This window comes from Streptomyces acidiscabies (assembly GCF_020010905.1).
Lineage (GTDB): Bacteria > Actinomycetota > Actinomycetes > Streptomycetales > Streptomycetaceae > Streptomyces > Streptomyces acidiscabies.
In genome coordinates this window covers 518,940-536,227 of the sequence record NZ_JAGJBY010000001.1, presented here as the reverse complement: position 1 = coordinate 536,227, position 17,288 = coordinate 518,940, and the positions used below count along the sequence as shown (strand labels likewise).

Here is a 17,288-nt window from a genome sequence, read left to right as displayed (position 1 = left end):
TTGGAGGACGTGGCGTCGATGTTCTGACGGGTGAGGGGGCGAGCCCAGAAACAAGGGCTCGCCCCCTCTTCTACGACCCCGACCCCATCCGATCCACCGGAATCCACAGCGCCGCGTCCGCCTCCGCCCCCGCCTCCCGCAGAGCGACCCGCAGAATCTCCGGCCCCGGCCGGCTCTCGTACGGATTCGACGGGAACCACTGCGTGAACACGTCCCGCCACAGGTACTGCAACGCCAGCGGGAACGCCCCCGAGTTCTCGAACACCGCCCACGTCCCGGCAGGGACCGTGAGGACGTCCAGATCCTCGGGGATCTCCCGCCCCGGCGACGTCAACACGCCGTGGTAGTAGTCGAGTTCGGTGCCCTCCGCCCGGCTCGGGTCGAGCTGGTCGCTGACGCCTACGACGCCGTACGGCTCCTCGTCGGACAACGCCGTGACGCGGGCCATCGTCTCCGCCCCGATCCCCCGGATGAACTCGGCGATCGCCGGGTTGACGCCCTCGTGCACGAGCGGCACCCGGGCCCTCCTCCCCACCACCCGGAACTCCCCCTTCTCCACGATCCGGTACCGCATGCTGCTGCTCCCTTCGACGACGAGCCGGAAGGACAGCCGGGGCTGGGAGCACAGCGCCGCACCCGTACGGCGGGCCTCGCCCGGGCCCACGCCGTGCATCGCGCGGAACGCCCGTGCGAAGGACTCGCCCGAGCCGTAGCCGTACGTCGTCGCGATGTCGAGGAGCGTCCGCCCGCCCGCGAGCACCTCCGCGCCCGCCACGGTCAGCCGCCTGCGCCGGATGTACTCCGAGAGGGGCTGGCCCGCGAGGGCCGAGAAGAGGCGGCGCAGGTGGTACTCGGAGGTCAGGGCGATCCTCGCGAGGTCGGCGGCGTCGATGTCCTGGTCGAGGCGGGCCTCGATGTGGTCCATCGCCCGGTTGAGGTGCTCCAGCATGTCCGGTGTCCTTCCTGGTTACGGGTTCACGGTAGGAAGGGGACGGGGGGCCGGACCCGACATTCCGTGCCCGGTCAGGTCAGTTCCAGCTTGGGCTCGTCGGTCCAGTTCAGGATCAGGTGCACCACCGGCGCCGAGACCAGCACGATCAGGGGCGGGGTCAGCCACCACGGCATACGGGTCGCGAGCCCGACGATCCCCACGACGCCCGATACGGCGCCCACGCTCAGGGCGAGCCGGCGCGGGTACGGCGACGGCAGGAAACGGGGGTGCTTGCGGGGGCGTACGAGGCGGACCGTGCCGATGGTGAGGAGGAGCCCGGCGAGGAGGGCGTCGTACGTGCCGATCGCCGCTTGCGGCTGGGGTTCGTCGCGGGGCTCGTCCGTGGTGTGCTGGCGGACCTCGCCCTTCGCGATCCCGACGAGGTGGTCCCGCCAGGTCGTACCGGTGATCTCGTCGCCCTTGTGCAGCCCGTCCGCGAGGGGGCCGTCGGCGCCGAAGGACGTCTCGTACGTCCAGAACGGGGCCTCGGTCGTCGTCGCCGTCATGTCCCTGCTGCCTTTGCGATGCCGCTTGACCTTGTCGACCCGCATCGGGACGTCCCGCAGGCAGTCGTCCCCCGCCCGGACCGGGCCGTCGCACACGCTCGTCGCGCGGTACGCGGCGTACTCGTCCGCCGACGACGGCATCCACACCGTGAACACCACCCAGGCGAGGGCCGCCGGTGCCCCCGCCAGCAGGACGAGGAGGGCGCCCCTCACCCGGGCACGCCTCGCGCTGAACTGCCTCTTGGTCTTGCCCCAGGCCGTTCCGGTCACCGGCATGCGTACCCGCCCCCCTCGTCCTGCGGACCATCATCGGCGGCGGGGGCGGGCGGGGGTGAGGTGGGGGGTCGGCAGTGTGCGCGGGTGCCGGGCTGCCGGGGTCCGGCAGTGGGGTCGGGCAATGGAGTCGGGCAGTGGGGTCCGGCAGTTTTCTGCAAGGGATTCCTGCACCAAGTTGCAGCGAAAGCCATTGCGTGGGCACAGATCGCTCTGGAAATATTCACGACGTCAGCAGCCGATGCCAGAGTCGGAAGTCACCGTCCGGGGGGAATGAATGGACTACTCGATATTGGTGCCATTCCTGCCGCGCCGGACGGAACAGGTTCTTCCTTTCGCTGCGCTGGTGGAATGGACCGGAGCCGCCAGGCTCTGGCAGGGGCAGAGTCTCCTGATGGAGCCTTTCCAGAGTTTCTCCGCAGCAGCCGGTGCCGGATTCCGGGTGCCGACGGGACTCGGGGTCACGCTGATGCCGCTGCGGCACCCCTTCGAGGCCGCGCACAAGGTCAAGACCCTGGCGATGGCGACCGGCGAGGAGGTCGTGGCCGGCTTCGGGCCGGGCGCGAAGACGCTCCAGCAGAGCCTGCTCGGCGCCCCGTACCGCAGTCAGCTCGGGGCGGTTCGCGAGTACATGACGGTCGTACGGGGGCTGCTCAGCGGCGAACCGGTCGACTTCGACGGCGAGTACTACACCTGCCACGCGGGGATGGGGCCGGCGATGTCCGCGCCCGTGCGGCTCGGGCTCGGGGTGCTGCGGCCCGGCATGGCGCGCCTCGCGGGTGAGGTCGCGGACGTGGCGATCACCTGGCTGACGCCCGCCGCCTATCTCGACGGTGTCGTCCGGCCCGCGCTGCGGGAGGGGGCTCGTACGGCTGGTCGCGCCGCGCCGAGGATCACCGCGATGGTGCCGGTGGCGCTGGAGCGGGCCGATCGGGACGTTTCCGAATTCGTGCTGGCGAGTAATTCCGCGCATATGCAGGCGCCGCACTATATCGACATGCTCGGGAAAGCGGGGATCGATTTTGCCGAACGCGATCCTCGGTCTGCCGGGCGGATCATGGCGGATTCCGGGGCGTTCGTCTACGGGAATCTCGATCAGATCGTGAAGCAACTGGACGAGTATCGGGATGCCGGGGTCGATGAAATCGTGCTCAACCTGACGGGTGTGTGCCGGCTTTACGGGGCCAGTGCCGCAATGGACGACTTGAAGAAGATTCTGGCTGCGGTCGGCGCGGATCGGAGAGACTCCGGTGAATGAGGAACTGATCGCCCGGGTGGGGCATCATCTGCGGTCCTGGGTGACCGGGCGTCCGCTGGGCGCTGCCGCGCCGGAGAGCGGTGACATGTCGTCGCTGGGTACCGCCACCGTCGTGCTCGAAGACGCGGCCGGGCTGGACGCGCTGCTCGGCTCCGACGTCGTCGGGGCGGGGACGGTTGTCCTCGCGCCGGAGACGCGGGGTCACCGTGACGCCACGGTTGTCGGGTACGAGGGTTCGCTGAGCGGTTCCGAGGGGGACGCGTCGGTCGACGACGTGCTGTTCCTCCAGATCCAGGATTACGGGGTCAGCCCGTACATGTCGCTGCTCGGGACGACGCTGGTGCGGATGTCCGGGGTCACGGACTTCGAGTTGTTCCTCGCGGATGCCGATGCGGCTCGGGGGGAGGGGCGGTTCGCTTCCTTCGCGGTCAGTCCGGCTGTGCAGCTTGCCGATCTTTCCGCGCTTGGTGCGCGGGTTCCTGGGGATGGGCCGGGGACTCGGCTGTACGTGGGTGGGGACGGGGGTGTGTCCGTGTCGCCGCAGGGGTTGCGGCTGGGGACCGTTGGTGACTCTGCGGCTGAACTGCGTGCGGAGTGGGAGCGGTTGAACGCGGTGCCGGGTGCGGTGCCGGGTGCGGTTCCGCTCGGTGCGGCTGTGCCGGAGGCGCTGCGGGGGGATGCTGTGCGCCAACGGCCTTGGCTTGCGCGGTACTTGGTGACGCTCGATGTTCTGCGCGATCTTCAGACGCGGGGTATCACGGAGCCTCGGGTTTCGGGGTTCGGGCATCGGCTTGTGCCTGAACTCGTGGAGTTCGAGGGGGCGTTGGACGTCGACGATCCTGAGGCGCCGATTCTGTGCTGGACGGCGGAGCAGGCGTACGTCAGGGTGCCGGGGATCGGGCGGACCTTCCAACTCGGGCGCAGGGCTGCGGAGATCACGGAACTGGTGCTGGTGCTCGGTGCCGCTGAGGCTGCGGCGCGGCATCCGAACCGGGCCGAGGTCGAGCGGGTGCTCGCGTTCTTCGCCGGTAAGGGAGTCGTTGTCGGGGAACTCCCCTCGCCCGAACTTGTGTTGGAGGCGACCTCATGACGACGCTTGCCGTCCCGGGCCTCGCCGGAGAGATCCTCGCCGGTTACGGCGACCGCGCCCGCGTACATGACCTCTACGACGAGGCAGGCGCCCCGGTCTACCACGACCTCGCCGCCGCCGACACCACCGAGATCCGGGAGTTGACGCGGTCCGTCCGCGCCGTTCCCGGCAAGGTGCTCGAACTCGCCGCCGGTTCCGGGCGGTTGACGCTTCCGCTGCTCGCGCTGGGCCGTGAGGTCACCGCGCTGGAGCTGAAGGAGAGCATGGTGGCCCTCCTCAAGGAGCGGCTCGCCGAGGCCCCTGCGGGTATGGGGGCGCGCTGCACGGTGGTCCAAGGGGATATGTCCGCCTTCGAGTTGGGCGCGCGTTTCGCCGTCGTCGTACTCGGCACCACGTCGATCTCGCTGCTCGATGCGGACGGCCGGGCCGGGCTCTACGCGGCCGTCCGTACCCACCTCGAACCCGGCGGCAGGTTCCTGCTCTCGACCGTCGATGTGGCCGACGACGGTGCTGACTTGGACCTGGAAGCCTCGGGTGCCAGTGGTCGGCGGTATCGGATGATCGAGCACTGGCGTGCTGGTCAGGAGGTCCGCAAGGTGACCATTCTGGCGCCCGAGCGGGAGACGGCGGGGGACGGGCCGGTGCCGGTGTTCACCACCGCGATCCGGGTTCTGCCGCCTGACGATCTAACCCGGGAGCTGGCGGCGGCGGGTCTGCGCGTTGTCGCGCGGCACCCTTTGCCCGCTGCGTCCGCCCGCCATACCGGTGTACTTCTGGAAGCGGAGGTCGCGTGATGTTGTGGCCCTCTCTGCTTGAACCCCGTCTGCATGGTGCGGACGAGTTGTGCGCCGTGTCGGCGGACGGTGTCCGAGTCCGCTTCCTGGACGGCCGTGAACTGCTCGACGGATCCAGCGGCTTGTGGAACGTGAACCTTGGTTACGGCAACGAGGCGATCGCCGATGCTTGCGCTGACGCTCTGCGCGATGCCTCCTATCTGTCGGTGTTCCGCTACGAGAACGTCTATGCCAGGCGTGCGGCGCGGGCGCTGGTCGAGGCGGCGGGCGCCGACCACTACGGCCGGGTCGTCTTCTCGACGTCCGGCGGCGCCGCGAACGACCTGGTGATGAAGCTGGCCCGGCACTATCACGCTCTGCGCGGGGAGGGTGCGCGCAAGCTTGTCGTGGGTCTGCGGGACAGTTATCACGGCCTGACGTTCGGTGGGTTCGCGCTCACCGGTGAGAATCTTGGGCAGGCCGTGTACGGGGTCGATCAGCGGCTCGTACGTCATGTCGCCCCCAACTCCGTTGACGAGCTAACCCAGTTGGCGGCCCAGCAGGGCGGTCGGATCGCGGCGGTCGTCGTGGAGCCGGTGCTCGGCAGTGGGGCGGTGCCGCTCACGCCGGAGTACGTGGCGACGCTGCTCGAACTCCGGGACCGGTACGGGTTCCTGCTGGTCGCCGACGAGGTCGCCACGGGGTTCGGCCGCACCGGAGACTTCTTCGCCTCCCAACGCTGGCCCGCTCCACCGGATCTCCTCATCACCTCAAAGGGCCTGACGAACGGCACGCAAGCGGCGGCGGCCGTCCTGCTGCCCAGCGCCCTCGCGGAACCCTTCGACGCGGCCGGCGACATCCTCGTCCACGCGGAGACGCAGGCGGGAACGCCGGTCACGTGCGCGGCGATTCTGGCGACGGTCGAGGAGATGCGGCGACTCGACGCGGTCGCGTCTGCGCGACGCCTGTCGGCGGTGCTGGACGAGAGGCTCGCGGAACTGGTCGCCGCTGAGCCGCTGGTGTCGGCGACGACTGGCCTCGGCTGCTTCCGGTCCATCCGGTTGCTGACGCCTGGCGGAGAGCCGTTGCCGCAGCAGGAGGTGCCGGGGGTCGTCGCCGCGATCCGCGCGGCGGGGGCGATCGTGCATCCCAGCGTCAACGGGGTGCAGATTCTCCCGGCGCTGGTCTACACGGACGACGAGGTCACCGAACTTCTCGACTGCGTACGGGCCGGGGTGGCTGCGCATGCTCGTCAGGCTGAGGTGGTTTGAGTGGGCGGGGCGGTGGACTTCGGGGGTGCGGCGGCGGGTCTTGGCGGCGCGGCGGTGAACCTCGGTGGTGTGGCGACGAGTCGTGGTGGTGCGGTGACGGACCTTGGTGGTGTGGCGGCGGATCTCGGCGGCGTGGCCACGAGTTCCGCTGGCGTGGCGACGAGTTCTGGTGGCGTGGCGGTGAACCCTGGCGGTGCGGTGACGGGCCTCGATGATGCGGCGGCGAACCTCGGTGGCGTGGCCACGAGTTCCGGTGGTGAGGCGGCGAGTTCTGGTGGTGAGGCGGCGAGTTCTGGTGGCGCGGCGACGAGTTCCGCTGGCGTGGCGGTGAACCCTGGCGGTGCGGCGGCGAACCTCGGTGGTGCGGTGACGGACTTCGGCGGCGCGGCCACGAGTCCCGGCGGCGCGGCGGCGAGTTCTGGTGGCGTGGCCACGAGTTCCGCTGGCGTGGCGACGAGTTCCGCTGGCGTGGCGACGAGTTCTGGTGGTGCGGCGGTGAACCCTGGCGGCGTGGCGACGAGTTCCGGTGGCGCGGCGGCGAACCCCGGCGGCGTGGCGGCGAGTCCCGGCGGCGTGGCGGCGAGTCCCGGTGGCGTGGTGACGGACCTTGGTGGTGCGGCGGCGAGTTCCGGCGGCGCGGCCACGAGTTCCGGTGGCGTGGCGGCGGACCTCGATGGTGCGTTGGCGAATTCCGGCGGCGCGGTCACGAGTCCCAGTGGTGCGGTCACGAGTCCCAGTGGTGCGGCGGCGAGTTCCGGTGGTGCGGCGGTGAAGCTCGGTGGTGCGGCGGTGAGTTCCGGCAGCACCGCAGCGAACCCCACCAACACCCCGTGGAACCTCAGCCCCCGTCGGCCCACCCAAGTCGTCCACGGCATCGGCGGATTGGCCAAGTGGCTGAGCCACCAGAAGGGTCGGACTCTGACCCTCCTCGCCGACCCCGCCGTTGCAGAGTCGGAGACAGTTGATCGGATCATCGCCTGCGCGGCCTGGGCGGATCGGGCCGTGGAGCTGTACGTTCCCGACGGGCCCGGCACTCTGGAGAGCGTGACGGAGTTGGCCGAACGGCTCCGGGGTAGTGAACTCGTCGTTGCGATCGGTGGGGGCACCCTGCTTGATCAGGCCAAGCTCGCGGTGCTGATCAGCGCAGCCCCCGTCGTACGGGACCGGCTGGCGGCGCGCGGGCGGAGTGGGCTTGTGCTGCTGCCCGCCGAGGCCGAACCCGCCGTACCCGTCGTCACCGTGCCGACCACCGTCGGTACCGGCAGCGAACTCAGCGGTGGTGCCTGTCTCGCCGGGCCGCAGGGCAAGCGGCTCGTGCTCGGGGGTGGGCTTCAGCCGGACGTGGCCGTGCTCGATCCGGTCGCCACGCGGACGCTGCCCGTGGAGCTTCTCGCCGAGGGTGTCTTCGAGGTGTTCTTCCGGGTCGCCGGGATGTACGTCGGGGACCCGCAGGACCTGCCCACGGAGGACGCGTTCACGCTGACGCTGCTCCGGCGGATGACCGAGCTGGGCGCGGAGTTGGCGTCGGTCCGGCGGGCCGGTCTCAAGCCCGGGGACGCGCTGCGGCTGGAGATCGCCAAGCTCAGCGGCGTGAGCCACGGACCGTGGTTCAACGCCGGCCGCGATCCCTCAGCCTGCAAGGGCTGGTACCTCGCCAACGAGCTGTCCACGGGCCTCGGCCTGCGCAAGATGACGGCCGCCGCCGCCGTACTGCCACCCCTGTGGCGCCGCATCGCGGAGGGCGACGTCCACTGGGGCTCGGCGCGTCGGCTGCGTCGGCTCTGGCAGGCAGTCACCTCGGCCCACAGCCCGGCGCTGCCGGAGGACCCGGTCGAGGGGATCGCGGCGCTGCTGGACGCCTGGCTGATCGGACGGGACATCGAGGCGAGCGAGGAGCGCACGGAGCTGATCGCCCGGTCCACGCTGCGCGCATGGGGCGACGGCCTGCCCACGCTGGGCGCGCTCACGCTCACCGACGTACGGCGGGTACTGACCGAGGCTGTCCACCGGCTGCCTGCCGCTGAAGCCGTGCATCGGCTGCCTGCCGCTGGGGCTGTCTGCCAGGCGCCTGCTGCCGAGGCTGTCCACCGGCCGTCCACGGCTGGGGCCGTCCGCCAGACGCCTGCCGCCGAAGGCGTGCACCGGCTGCCCACCGCTGGGGCCGTCTGCCAGGCGCCTGCCGCCGAGGCCGTGCACCAGCTGCCTGCCGCTGGGGCTGTCTGCCAGGCGCCTGCTGCCGAGGCTGTCCACCGGCCGTCCACGGCTGGGGCCGTCCGCCAGACGCCTGCCGCCGAAGGCGTGCACCGGCTGCCTGCCGCTGGGGCTGTCTGCCAGGCGCCTGCTGCCGAGGCTGTCCACCGGCCGTCCACGGCTGGGGCCGTCCGCCAGACGCCCGCCGCCGAAGGCGTGCACCAGCTGCCCACCGCTGGGGCTGTCCGCCAGGCGCCTGCTGCCGAGGCTGTCCACCGGCTGCCCACCGCCGAGCCCGTCCACCGGCCGTCCACGGCTGGGGCCGTCTGCCAGACGCCCGCCGCCGAGCCCGTCCACCGGCCGTCCACCGCTGGGGCTGTCTGCCAGGCGCCTGCTGCCGAGGCCGTGCACCGGCTGTCCACGGCTGGGGCCGTCTGCCAGACGCCCGCCGCCGAAGGCGTGCATCGGCTGCCTGCCGCTGGGGCTGTCTGCCAGGCGCCCGCTGCCGAGGCTGTCCACCGGCTGCCCGCTGCCGAGCCCGTGCACCGGCTGTCCACGGCCGGGGCCGTCCGTCAGACGCCCGCCGTCGAAGCCGTGCAACGGCCGCTCGCCGCAGAGGCCGTCCGTCAGACGTCCACCGCCGCAGCCCTCCACCGGCCGCCCACCGACTAGGCGGCCCACCACAGACTTCCGTCGGCAACCGTCGGCGGCTGACCCGAAACACCAAAGGGAGGGGGAAACACCATGCAGACCGTGAACACCACGTCCGCGCCCCTGGAGCTGGCTCTCCAGGAGCTGGACCAGCAGCTCGACATGCGGGAGATGGAGGCGCTCGACGCCCCGGACTTCAGCTGGAGCGCGGCGCTCAGCGCCATCGGCGGCCTGAGCGCGGGCGGCGTCATCTCGTACGTCTCCATCGTCACGCTCGCCACCTGAGCCGGCTGAAGTGGCTCAGCCACTGAGCCACTGATCCACGCCGCTCGCACCCGAGACCCCCGAAGGAGGTGAAAGAAATGAAGGAGAACACGAACCCCGCTCTGGAACTGGCCATGCAGGAGCTGTCCATGGAGGAGCTGGAGGGCATGGAGGCCCCCGACTGGTGGGACAGCTTCCTCGCCAGCGCCGCCATCTCGGCCGGCGTCAGCGCCGCCTACAGCACCATCGCCGTCACCTCGGTCATCGCGACCTGAGTCTGAACGGACACTGCCCTGTTCCGGAGGCCGGCCATTGGCCTCCGGAGCAGGGCCGCTCCGAACGAATATACGTGCGGCCCCGAGCCGCAGGGGAGGACATGGCGTGACCGACGCCATCGACATCACAGGACTCACGAAGCGCTACGGCGACCACACCGCCGTCGAGGACGTGTCCTTCACCGTCCGTTCGGGCCGGGTGGTGGGCCTCCTCGGACGCAACGGGGCCGGCAAGACCACGACCCTGCGGATGCTGCTGGGACTCGCGCGCCCCACGCACGGCACCGCCACGATCTTCGGCCACCCGTACCCCCAACTGCCGCGCGCAGCGCACCGCGTGGGCGTCAGCATCGACGGCATCGGCCCTTCCGCCGCCGCCTCGGGCAGGGCCGACCTGCGGATCTGGGCCCAGGCGATCGGCCTGCCCCGGACCCGCGTCGACGACGTCCTCGAACAGGTCGGACTCGCCTCCGACGCCCACCGCAAGGTCCGCGACTACTCGCAGGGCATGCGGCAGCGGCACGCGCTGGCCACCGCGCTCCTCGCGGACCCCGAGCTGCTCATCCTCGACGAACCCGCCAACGGCCTCGACCCCGACGGCATCCGCTGGCTGCGCGAACTCCTGCGCTCCCTCGCGGCCGAGGGGCGCACGGTGCTGGTCTCCAGCCACATCCTCGCGGAGGTCGAGCAGATGGCCGACGACATCGTCATCCTCCAGAAGACGCTGCGATACAGCGGCACGGCCGCCGAGTTGACGCGCGACGGTGAACTCAGCCTGGAGAGCCGCTTCTTCGACCTCGCCGGTCCCGCTGTGAAGGAGGACGTCCGTGCGTGACCTGATCGGAGCCGAGTGGCGCAAGATCTGGACTGGGCGCGCCTGGTGGGGAGTTGCCGCGTTCATCGTCCTCATGTGTGTGATGGCGGACGCCGGTTTCGTCCAGCAGGACGCCGCGAAGAGCGGCGCGAACGGGGACATCACCTCCACCCTCGTACAGGGCTGGTTCATGGTCGAACTCGCCGCCGCTGTGATCGCGATGCTCTCGGTGACACGGGAGTTCGGGAACGGCGCGATCAGCCGGTCCGTGCTGCTGGGCGGCGGGCGGGCGCGGCTGCTTACGGCGAAGCTGGTCGCCGTCGTCGGCTGCGGCGCGGTGTTCGCGCTGGCCGCCGGGGCGCTGGCCGCCGTCAGCCCGTGGGTGTTCCTCGTCGGGCGCGACCGGGGGCCCGAGTGGACGATGACCACGACGTGGACGCTGCTCGGGGTGATGCTGACGATCGTGGTCGGCGCGGTGTGGGGGGCGCTGCTCGGGCTGCTGATACGGCAGCAAGTGGCCGCGATCCTCGTCCTGTTGGTGAGCACGTGGCTGGTCGGGGAGGGGCTGCTGAGGGTCGTCCCGGCGGTCGGCAGGCTGACGATCGACGAGGCCATGGCATCCGTGTACCGGGGCGGCAACGAGAACCTGCTGCCGATTCCGTGGGCGCTGCTGGTGCTCGCGGTGTGGATCGGGGCAGGGACGTTCGCGGCCCGGACTCTGTTCCTGCGCAGGGATCTGCCGTGAGAACGGCACTGAAGCGGGGCGGCGAGGAGACGCCGGGCCGGGGCCAGGAGGAGACGCCCGAGGGTGTCGCCGGGCCCCGCCGCCGAGGCTTCAAGTGGGCACCCGGCGACGGGAGTCGACTCAAGCGGGCCCAGGAAGAGAAACCCCCAGCCCCCCTCCCCGACCGCCCCCGCCTAGCCCCCGACGTCCGCGTCCACGAACCCATCGAGCCCGGCGCCCCCTGGCTCGTCCAATCCGGTTCCCAGCGCTACCTACGCGTCGCCCCCGGCATGGCAAAGCTCCTGACCCTCGCCGACGGCACCCGCGAAACCGAGGACCTCGCAAGGGAGTTGGGCTGGTCCGTCGAGCTGGTCGGCGAGGGCCTGTTGCGCGCCCAGCGAGGCCGGCTCCTCGAAGACGCGGACAACAAACCGCGCCGGGACCGCCGCATCACCTTCGTCCCACCCCTCACCATCCAGTTCACCGTAGTCCGCCCGGAACGCATGCTGAACGTGTTCCGCCCCCTCACCGCCCGCCTGGCGCACCGGAGTTGGGGGATCGTAGCGGCGGCCCTCGCCGGTGCGGGGCTGCTGGCCCTCGTCGTACAGGCGCAGACGACGATCACCGCCCTGTCCGAGCCGATCTCCTGGCCCGCGCTGCTCGCGCTGCTCGTCGTCACGTACTGCGGCACCATGCTGCACGAGCTGTCCCACGGCCTGGTCCTGAGCCACTACGGCGGCCGGCCCAGCCGGATGGGCTTCATGCTCTTCTACCTGACGCCCGCGTTCTTCTGCGACGTCTCCGACGGCTGGCGGCTGCCGAGGAACCGGCAGCGCGTCCGGGTCGCCCTCGCGGGGATCGCCACGCAGAGCCTCATCGCCGGTCTGGCGGGCGTGAGTTCGGTCGTCGTGGCGCTGGCCGGGGGCCCGATGGGGCTCCGCGATTTCCTGCTCCTCCTCACCGTCACCAACTACGTCTCCGGCCTCTTCAACACGATCCCGTTCGTCAAACTCGACGGCTACCTCGCGCTGATGAGCCACCTGGACATTTCCCACCTGCGCGACCGCTCCATCACCGACGCCCGCCGCCTCGTCGCCCGGCTGCTGTTCGGCGGCCGGTACGAACGTGCGCTGCCCGGCGTCGAGTGGGCGCCGCTGTTCGGGCTGGCCTGCATGGCGTTCCCGCTGTACGTCGTCAGCATGGCGTTCACCCTCTGGGGTTCGATCCTGGAGAGCGCGGGCATGGTGGGCGCCGTCCTCGTCTCGATCGCGCTCGGCTATCTGTCGCTGCGTGTGTACGTCGGTGTCGCGAAGCTCCTCGCGGAGGCGCGTACGGCCGGGTCGGCGACCTGGCGGCGCGTCACCGTCTCCCTCGCGGCGGCCGGAGCGGTCGCGGCGGCACTGCTCGGGATCTCCGTGCCGTACACCGTGACCGGCGGTTTCGTCGGGGAACAGGGGCGGACGGTCCTCGTCGCGACCGGCACGACCGACCGGGACGCGATCTCGCCCGGCGCGGAAGTGAAGTTGCTCAGCGGGGGCGTCGTCCTCCAGAAACAGCTGGGTACGGGGACGGTCTCGTCCGGCGAGTTCGTGCAACTGTCGGTGCCGTTCTCCGCGTTCGTGCCGGTGACCGGGCTCGACTCGCTGAAGGTGCCGGTCGACGGGGTCGTCCTCGACGGGGCGCGGCTCGCGCCCGGGACCACCGGGCAGGCCGTGGTCGACGCGGGGACGCGGAGCCTCGGTGACTGGCTGTACCTGAAGTATGTGGCGCCGTTCTGGCGTTGATGCTGCCTCTGAACTCCCGTACTCCTGAAAGCGGTTGAACCTGACATGGACGCGTATCGGCGTGTGATGTTCCTGGCGCCGGGAACCCCCTTCTTCGACCGGACCGAGGCGGACGCCTCCGACCCGGACGACGACTTTCTCGCGTCCGAGCCGCCCGCCGACTGGTCCTGCCACACCGGCACGGACTGGACGATGCTCACCCCGCACGGCTACCAACTCCCCGCGCAGGGCTGGAAGGTGCACGTCTCGGCGACGTCCGAGAACGCGCGCACCATCCTCGACCGGTCCTGGGAGTGGCTCGTCGAGCAGCGCATGGCGTTCAAGTTCATCCGCAGCAGGCAGGTGCTGTCGCGTCGCAACGGCAAGTACGGCGACCGGGGCGCCAGCGGCAAGTTCATCACCATCTACCCCGAGGACGAGGCTCGACTGGCCTCCGTACTGGGCGAGTTGGGGGAACTCCTCGACGGGGAGCGAGGCCCGTACATCCTCAGCGACCTCCGCTGGCGGTCCGGCCCGCTCTACGTGCGGTACGGCGGGTTCGTCGCGCGCGTGATGAAGACGGCGAAGGGGGAGACGGTCCCGTGTATCGAGGACCCCGAGGGTCGTTTGGTCCCCGACGTACGCGGCCCCTCCTTCCGTCCCCCGGAGTGGGTGACGATCCCTGAGTGCCTCGCACCGGCCATGGAGGCGCGCAACGCGGGTACGTTGCACGACTTCCCGTACCGCGCTGAGCGTGCCCTGCACTTCTCCAACGGCGGCGGGGTGTACCGGGGTACAGACACGCGCACCGGCGAACCCGTCCTCCTGCGTGAGGCCCGCCCCCTCGCCGGGATCGACACGCACGGGGAGGACGCGGTCGCCCGCCTGGTGCGCGAGCGCGACTGCCTGGAACGCCTCGCCGGGCTGCCGTGGGTCCCCCGCTTGATCGAGGCGCGGGTGGGACACGAACATCACTTCCTGGTAAGGGAGTTCGTGGAGGGCGAGACGCTGGCGATACGTACGACCCGGGACAACCCGGCGTCTCCATCAGCGGACCCGTCCCGGACGGCGGACTACACCCGCTGGGCGATCGACGCCCTGAACCAGATCGACGAGGGCATCCAGGCGATGCACGCCCGAGGCGTAATCTTCGGCGACCTCCACCCCGGCAACATCATGGTCCGCCCGGACGACTCGATCGCGTTCATCGACCTGGAAACGGCGACAACAGACCTAACCTCCCGCCAGATCCACGCGGCCCCGGGTTTCGCGGCACCACCCACACACCGAGGCACGGCGATCGACCGCTACGCGCTGGGCTGCTTGCGAATAGCCCTGTTCACACCGCTGACGAGCCTGCTGGCATGGGGCCCGGAGAAGCTGGACCAGTTGATCGAGCTGATCGAGACGAGGTATCCGGTGCCGGGGGACTTCGGCGCGAAGGTACGGGCGGACTTGGGCGCGGCTCCTGAGGGGGACGGCGTTCTTGAGGGGTACGACGTGGAGGCGCGCGCGGACCTCGACGCCGACGCGCATGACTGGTCACCCGGCGTGCGGCTCACGGCCTCGGGGGGTGCCGGTGCCCAAAACCCGGCGCCCGCCGAGCAGTTCACGACCCCGGTCGACACCCCCTCCCCCACCGCCATAGCCCAAGGCATCCTCACCACCGCCACCCCCACCCGCCAAGACCGCCTCTACCCCGGCGACACAGCCCAGTTCCTCCTTCCCGAGGGCGGCACCTGCCTCGCCTACGGCGCCGCCGGCGTTCTCTGGGCCCTCGCCGAGACCGGCGTCGAGATCCCCGACGCGCACGTCGACTGGCTGGCCGACGCCGCGCAGCGGACCGTGCATCCGGCCCCCGGCCTCTACACCGGCACCTCCGGCGTCGCCTGCGTCCTGCACCACCTCGGTCGTACCGACGCCGCCGAGCTCATGAAGGACGTGGGCGAACCCCTCAACGACACCCTCCTCGACGGCCGTGCCGGACTCGCCCTCGCCCAGCTCTACTTCGCGCGCGCCACCGGCGACGATGACGCCCTCAAGCAGGCCACCCTCCTCGCGGAGCGCCTCGTCGAGAGCGCGGCGGGGCAGCCGACCCGGCGTGGTGAGGCCGGGCTGTTGCGTGGTCGGGCCGGTACCGCGCTGCTTCTGCTGCGGCTGCACGGATACACCCCCGACACCGCCCTCCTCGACGCCGCCCACGACCTCCTGGACGCCGACCTGCGCGCCCTCGGCTGGACGGACGACGGCTGGACACCCGGCTCAGCCGGTACGCGGCCCACGTTCGCGGCGGGCAGCGGCGGTACGGCCATGGTGCTCAAGGAGTACCTCGCCCAACGCCCCGACGCACAGTACGAGTTGGCCTGCGACACCGTCCTCCGCTCGGCCCTCGACTGCGTACCCCACACCGCCGGCCTCTTCCACGGCTTCGCGGGCGTCCTCCTGACCGCCACGAGGCTGGGCGGCACCACGGAGGCCCGCCAACTCCGCCTGTACGAGGTCCCCCACGAGGGCATGCCCGCATTCCTCGGCCTGGAGAACGTCCGCCTGACGACGGACCTGGCGACCGGCGCGGCAGGCGTCCTGCTGGCCCGCAGCGTCTCAACTCCCCTGGCGTTCCTGTGACTCCGCTCGTGTCGGTGATCTGCCCGACGTACAACAGGTCGCGGAAGATCACCGAAACCATCGACTCGGTCCGCGAACAGACCGTCCAGGACTGGGAGTTGCTCGTCGTCTCGGACGGCTCCGACGACGACACGGACGACTGCGTACGCAACTCCGCACGCCACGACCCCCGCGTAAAACTCCACCGCCTGGACCGCACCGGCCACCCCAGCGCCCCCCGCAACGCCGGACTGGCCCTGGCCCAGGGCGAGTTCATCGCCTACCTGGACCACGACGACCTCTGGCGCCCCGACCACCTCGACACCCTGCTCGAACTGCTGCGCACCGGCGCTGACTTCGCGGTGACAGGCTGCACGTACCACGACGCGACCGGCGCCGAAGCCGCCGAGTTCGCCCCGCTGTCCGCCTTCTGGCACCCCCAACTCCAGCTCCTGGGCCCGATGTTCGAACCGTCGAGGGCGGGCCACCGGCGTGGCGTCGTGGAGGGCGTAGGCGGCTGGCGCGGCGGCGCGGGCCTGGAGGACTGGGACCTGTGGCTGCGGATCGCCGACGCGGGCCACAGCTTCCGTACCGCCGTGGAACCGAGCGCGGCCCTCCTGATGGACGGCGGCACCCGCAGAAACCGTATGGCGCGCCCCCACCGCCTGCCCCTGGCGATCGTGGACGACGCACGCAAGGCGCACGCCCTGCTGGGCGAACTCCGCTCCGGCCGGTACGACGAGGCGTTCCGCGAGGCCGTGTTCGCGGACACGCGGGACTGGTACCGGCGGATGGACGCCTCCGGCGACCTGGTGAAACCGGCCGACTGGAACGGGGACTTGGACGAGGAGATCCGCCGCGTGGTCTCGGGCGAGGTACGCCTCTTCGACGAACTCGTCCTGGTCCCGGAGCGGGGAGGTTACGCGATCGCCCGCAACCTCCTCTGCTCCAGGGCCGAACACGCCCGCCGGGCAGCCAGGTTGGTGCCCTCGGTCCAGCCGCGTGTACTGCGGCTGGTGAGGGACCTGGCCGAGGGCAACCCCAGCGGGCGTACCTCAGATGAGGCCCAACTCCTTAGCCCGTAGCGCTGCTTGGAACCGAGTCGCCGCCTGCAAATGCTTCAGCAGCTCAGCGACCCGCCCCCGGTACGTACGGACGGAGATCCCCAGTTCGCGCGCCCCGACCTCGTCCTTGTCGGCGTGCGCCATGACCTCAAGGACCTTCAGATGCGTGCCGTCCAGCAGGCCGGGGTCGAGCAGCGCCGACGCGTCCAGCGCCTTCGACCAGCACAGGTCGAAGAACGACAGGAGGACACCGGCCCGCGCCCCCTGCTCGACGAGCGCGCCGCCCGGCGAGGCGGCGTCCGGCTCGGCCTGGACGAGGGCGGTCTCCCGGTCGGCGATCAGCACCCGCTGGAACTCGCCGTCCAGCAGCCGGACTTGCGCACCGTACCGGATCAGCTCGGCGAAGAGCGCGGACGTGGCCTCGTCCTTCAGGGCCCGCCGCTGGGCGAGGACCTTCACGGTCACCCCGCGCCGCAGGCAGGCGACCCCGACGCGGATCGCCTCCGGCGTCAGGGTCCGGTCGGGCTGCATCGTCAGGACTTCGCGCCGGGCCTGGGACGTGAGGTCCGCAGCCCAGTCGCACACGCTCCGGTCGTTCTGCCGCAACTCCCCGTCGGGGTGCCGCAGTAGGGACTGCCGGATCAGCGAGTAGCCGAACGACAGGATCTCCTGCTGCTCCGCGTGGAGCTTCCGGAGCCGCTCGTCGAGCTGGCGCCCGACGCTCTCGATGTCCTCGCCGGTTTCCGGCAAGGGTGTTGTGTAGACACTCATGACTGT

At 71.0% G+C, this 17,288-nt stretch carries 15 protein-coding genes; 12 read left to right on the top strand and 3 right to left on the bottom strand.

Annotated elements, in window-relative coordinates; genetic code table 11:
* Window positions 1–70: 70 nt before the first annotated feature.
* Complete coding sequence (locus tag J8M50_RS02525) at window positions 71–949, bottom strand: AraC family transcriptional regulator (protein WP_010353344.1); 879 nt, start codon at window positions 947–949, stop codon at window positions 71–73.
* Between the two features lie 74 nt (window positions 950–1,023).
* The gene (locus J8M50_RS02520) at window positions 1,024–1,773 is read right to left on the bottom strand and encodes a monovalent cation/H(+) antiporter subunit G (protein ID WP_010353343.1); all 750 of its coding nucleotides are present in this window, start codon (window positions 1,771–1,773) and stop codon (window positions 1,024–1,026) included.
* Between the two features lie 274 nt (window positions 1,774–2,047).
* Here J8M50_RS02520 and J8M50_RS02515 point away from each other — a divergent pair, with 274 nt between their 5' ends.
* The 12 genes from J8M50_RS02515 to J8M50_RS02455 all read left to right on the top strand — a co-directional run bounded on the left by J8M50_RS02515 (window position 2,048) and on the right by J8M50_RS02455 (window position 16,532).
* A complete protein-coding gene (locus tag J8M50_RS02515; RefSeq protein ID WP_010353342.1) occupies window positions 2,048–3,028 on the top strand; it encodes an LLM class flavin-dependent oxidoreductase in 981 nt (326 codons plus the stop codon).
* Window positions 3,021–4,118, top strand: a complete 1,098-nt coding sequence (mpaB, locus tag J8M50_RS02510) for a daptide biosynthesis RiPP recognition protein (protein ID WP_010353341.1) — start codon at window positions 3,021–3,023, stop codon at window positions 4,116–4,118. Before J8M50_RS02515 ends, mpaB begins: the two co-directional genes overlap by 8 nt.
* Entirely contained in the window at window positions 4,115–4,912 is a 798-nt protein-coding gene (gene mpaM / locus J8M50_RS02505) for a daptide-type RiPP biosynthesis methyltransferase (RefSeq protein ID WP_010353340.1), read from the top strand. The genes mpaB and mpaM overlap by 4 nt, the downstream gene beginning before the upstream one ends.
* Complete coding sequence (mpaD, locus tag J8M50_RS02500; RefSeq protein ID WP_010353339.1) at window positions 4,912–6,162, top strand: daptide-type RiPP biosynthesis aminotransferase; 1,251 nt, start codon at window positions 4,912–4,914, stop codon at window positions 6,160–6,162. The genes mpaM and mpaD overlap by 1 nt, the downstream gene beginning before the upstream one ends.
* Complete coding sequence (gene mpaC / locus J8M50_RS02490) at window positions 6,163–9,024, top strand: daptide-type RiPP biosynthesis dehydogenase (protein WP_308010532.1); 2,862 nt, start codon at window positions 6,163–6,165, stop codon at window positions 9,022–9,024. It abuts the gene before it with no gap.
* Window positions 9,025–9,105: 81 nt separating this feature from the next.
* Entirely contained in the window at window positions 9,106–9,288 is a 183-nt protein-coding gene (locus J8M50_RS02485; RefSeq protein ID WP_141655664.1) for a hypothetical protein, read from the top strand.
* 77 nt (window positions 9,289–9,365) lie between these two features.
* Window positions 9,366–9,542, top strand: a complete 177-nt coding sequence (locus J8M50_RS02480) for a daptide-type RiPP (RefSeq protein ID WP_158002849.1) — start codon at window positions 9,366–9,368, stop codon at window positions 9,540–9,542.
* A 106-nt stretch (window positions 9,543–9,648) separates the two neighbouring features.
* On the top strand, window positions 9,649–10,377 hold the full coding sequence (locus J8M50_RS02475; RefSeq protein ID WP_010360165.1) for an ABC transporter ATP-binding protein: 729 nt from the start codon (window positions 9,649–9,651) through the stop codon (window positions 10,375–10,377).
* The gene (locus tag J8M50_RS02470; protein WP_010360167.1) at window positions 10,370–11,101 is read left to right on the top strand and encodes an ABC transporter permease; all 732 of its coding nucleotides are present in this window, start codon (window positions 10,370–10,372) and stop codon (window positions 11,099–11,101) included. The genes J8M50_RS02475 and J8M50_RS02470 overlap by 8 nt, the downstream gene beginning before the upstream one ends.
* Window positions 11,098–12,864 (top strand): daptide biosynthesis intramembrane metalloprotease, encoded by a 1,767-nt coding sequence (mpaP, locus tag J8M50_RS02465; RefSeq protein ID WP_010360168.1) that lies wholly within the window; start codon window positions 11,098–11,100, stop codon window positions 12,862–12,864. The genes J8M50_RS02470 and mpaP overlap by 4 nt, the downstream gene beginning before the upstream one ends.
* Window positions 12,865–12,909: 45 nt before the next feature.
* Complete coding sequence (gene lanKC, locus J8M50_RS02460; protein ID WP_010360169.1) at window positions 12,910–15,468, top strand: class III lanthionine synthetase LanKC; 2,559 nt, start codon at window positions 12,910–12,912, stop codon at window positions 15,466–15,468.
* Window positions 15,465–16,532 carry a glycosyltransferase family 2 protein gene (locus J8M50_RS02455; protein ID WP_100216937.1) on the top strand — a complete coding sequence of 356 codons (1,068 nt, stop codon included), beginning with the start codon at window positions 15,465–15,467 and terminating at the stop codon, window positions 16,530–16,532. The genes lanKC and J8M50_RS02455 overlap by 4 nt, the downstream gene beginning before the upstream one ends.
* Here the strand turns inward: J8M50_RS02455 and J8M50_RS02450 are convergent.
* On the bottom strand, window positions 16,503–17,282 hold the full coding sequence (locus tag J8M50_RS02450; RefSeq protein WP_010360174.1) for a transcriptional regulator: 780 nt from the start codon (window positions 17,280–17,282) through the stop codon (window positions 16,503–16,505). The genes J8M50_RS02455 and J8M50_RS02450 overlap by 30 nt on opposite strands.
* Between the last annotated feature and the right edge of the window lie 6 nt (window positions 17,283–17,288).